This is a genomic window from Vibrio sp. Vb0937 (assembly GCF_033338855.1).
The window spans coordinates 1-2,041 of sequence record NZ_JAWOTK010000088.1 but is presented as its reverse complement, the minus strand read 5'-3'; the positions used below and the strand labels follow the sequence as shown (position 1 = coordinate 2,041).

The 2,041-nt window shown below is 42.5% G+C and carries 1 protein-coding gene; it reads right to left on the bottom strand.

Annotated features, from left to right (window positions below; translation table 11 throughout):
• On the bottom strand, positions 1-1,635 hold a 1,635-nt coding region (locus R7P67_RS23325), incomplete at its 3' end, for a DNA polymerase II (protein WP_318086134.1).
• Between the last annotated feature and the right edge of the window lie 406 nt (positions 1,636-2,041).

The window sequence follows — 2,041 nt, the reverse complement described above, 5'->3', positions numbered from 1 at the left end:
AATCACTTGATAGCCTTTGTTTTCAATCAGCACTTTAGTTTGCTTCATGATTTCATGCCCACGCATGGTAATACTGGAAGCTAATCGAGTATCAAAGAAACGACATCCCGATGAGCCCAATACGCCATAAAACGAGTTCATGATGATTTTGATTGCTTGAGAAAAAGCTTTCTCGTTGTTTTTCTTCGCAACATCTCGTGCCGCCCAAAGCTTTTCGATCATCTCTGGCAAAAAGTGTTTCGAACGATGAAACTGACCACCACGAAAACCAGGCACGGCTTGATCGTCATCCTTACCAATGTCCAGTAATAAACCTTCGACCAAACCCATAGGGTCGATCAAGAAAGAGCGAATAATAGAGGGATATAGACTCTTAAAATCCAGCACTAAAACTGAGTCATAAAGGTTAGGGATAGAGTCCATTACGTAACCGCCGGGACTCGCAATCCAGTTTTCAGGGTGCAAATTGGGTGCGACGTAACCTGCTCGATGAATTTGTGGCAAATAAAGATTGGTGAACGCCGCGACTGAGCCTCCGACGCGATCCAACTCAACCCCCGTCAACCTCGACCGTTCAATAGCAAACGCGAGGAGATGAGTGTGTTCGAAGATTTTGTTTACCAGCACGCAGTCTTGCAGGTTGTATTTGGCAAGTGAAGGCTTATCGGAGCGATACATGCGATTGATTTCGTCCATACGGTCATGCACGTTATGGATCTCTTTGCCTTCACCGAGTAATTCTTGTGAAACCGATTCTAATGACCAAGACCGAAAGTGATAAGTCGCGGTTTTTAGTGTATCGATGCCATCGAGTACTACACGTCCGGGAATTGAGATAAACCCCTGTTGGCTTTGGGATGAGCTACGAAAGAAGCTTGGCTGATCGGCGCGACCCAACATCAACTTCATGTTGTGCCATTCCGCACGTTTATGAAGGAGACGAAAATCGAAGTCGATAACGTTCCAACCAACAATAACATCAGGATCGAACGACTTAAACCAAGCAATCAATGCTTCGAGTAGTGCTTTTTCATTTTGAACCCATTGAATATTTGTTTCAGCTGGTTCTGGTTCTCCAATCATAATGACTCGAGAGTCATGAGGGCTATCCAAACCGATGGAGTAAAGAATGCCTTTTTCTGAACACTCCAAGTCTAGCGAAACGACATGCAACTTAGGCTCATAGTCACCACGTCGACACTTTGCATTCTGGATACGATGAAAGCCATTTCGCGATTGCTGATGACCTGTAAACTCCACACTCCCTTTAATAAAGCGCTCCATTAGATAGCGGTCAGCGAGTCGTATATCGCCTTCGTAAGTCACGATATCTTGCTGTGAGAGCAGATCTTGTAATACGAGTGCTTCTTTGGTTACTTTCGTATAGCAAGCTGCGAGAGGGGTATGCTCGAACGTTTGCAGTTCAAGAGTTCGAATTTCAACTTGAATACTTTTCGATAGCGCCAGGTTTTGGGTTTGCTCAATGTGCTCTTGAGCGATGAAGAACACGGGTTTCTCACCATTGATCAATAGTTGAGTCGGACCTGCTTCTGTCGCGAGCCACAACTCTATCTGAGTTTGGCCTTTGATGTCTCGTGCTTGGCGAGTAAGTAGGAAACCTTGTTGGATGTTCAAAAGAGAGAAACCTTATAAATTTTTCAAGTCGCCATTCTAACATTATGGACTGTAAAAATAACCAGTAATAGAAAATGGAATTAGATACTTCTGCATAGTTACTTCTGGCTTGTTTAATCGGAGGTTTTTAGCAATTACAAATGGCTTAAAAAAGGATTTCTAGTTAACGATTTCTGTATATTAAATCACCAGATCTGCCAGTTGTTTTCTCGTTTGCAAGTTAAGTGATTCTCATATATCGAGGTTATATGGATATAGATCCTTGATTTGTTGGGGGTAATGTTGTTAATTAGTTTTTCCTAGATTTCGGCTCTGCACATCACGCTCTGAAATAATAGAGTGGTTTATGAATAAGTTCTTGCTAAAGTTTGCGTTTCAGCACATATTCATAGAAAGCAATTTTTTG